Annotated in this window: 2 protein-coding genes; both read left to right on the top strand. The window is 49.1% G+C overall.

Features of this window, described 5'->3' with window-relative positions:
• A partial coding sequence (locus tag CSA35_09875) for a phosphoethanolamine methyltransferase (protein PIE53713.1) occupies nucleotides 1–334 on the top strand: 334 nt, incomplete at its 5' end.
• 127 nt (nucleotides 335–461) lie between these two features.
• On the top strand, nucleotides 462–1,063 hold a 602-nt coding region (locus CSA35_09870), incomplete at its 3' end, for a methyltransferase (GenBank protein ID PIE53712.1).

Genomic DNA, 1,063 nt, shown 5'->3' with positions numbered 1-1,063 from the left:
GCTAAAATTTTCCAAGGGGCGGTATTATAGCCATATCGGGCGGGTAAGCAGCCCCGATGTATTGGTGATTATCGCCGATTTTCTTAATCATGTCGGCGGGGTTGACTGGGTTTTCGTCTCCGGGATCCATGGAGAGAAGCTGGTGGTTATCTTCCGTTGTGACGGCTATCGCAAGAGTGCCGGTAAACTGGCAGCCAAAACCTTTGGCGAACTCGGTTCTGCCGGCGGACATAAGGGGGCCGCCCGCGCCGAGGTCCCGTTGAAAAATCTTGATCTGGGGGATAAGGAGTTTACCTCGGATTCCCTGAAGCGATTTCTGTTACGGCATATATAGCAAGGGAGGTGACGAGTTCTGTCTGTCCCTAATCTCAGTGGATAGATGAATTATTGTAATTATATGTGGTTTTGGTTAGGATAGAGGTATAAATTTAGTTAATATAGAAAAATCTCTCTATATAGCCATGTCATCTGTTATCAGTGTAAAAAACTTGTGTCACAGTTATGGAGATTGCTCTGTTTATGATGGATTAAACCTCTCTCTGCAGGCGGGCAGGATTTATGCCTTGCTTGGAAAAAACGGAGTTGGCAAGACTACTCTTATCAAGATCCTGATGGGGTTTTTACAGCCGCAGGCTGGAGAGTGCAGGGTGTTTGGCGAGCTCTCCCACGATCTTTCCCCGCAGAACCGTATCCGTATCGGCCTGCTCTTTGAAGGGCATCTGGCATGGGATTTTTTTTCGGTTACGCAGATTGAGCGGTTCTATTCAGCGTTTTACCCGGATTGGAGCGCAGAAGTTTACTATCATCTGGTGGACCGGCTTGGTCTCTCCGGTAACAGCCAGATCAGGAATTTGTCCTGCGGTGAGCGTTCGCAGATTGTCCTGGGGCTGTTGCTGGCACAGCAGCCGGAGCTGCTGATCCTCGATGACTATTCCATCGGGCTTGATGCCGGTTACCGTCGCCTGTTTCTGGATATTATGCGGGAGTTCTGTCAGGAGGGCGATAAAACCATCCTTCTCACTTCCCATCTTATTCAGGATATGGCGGGCTTTGTTGATGAAGC

The sequence above is a fragment of the Dethiosulfovibrio peptidovorans genome (genome assembly GCA_002748665.1).
In the GTDB taxonomy this organism is placed as follows: Bacteria; Synergistota; Synergistia; order Synergistales; family Dethiosulfovibrionaceae; genus Dethiosulfovibrio; species Dethiosulfovibrio peptidovorans_A.
This window is presented reverse-complemented; position numbering and strand designations above follow the sequence as displayed.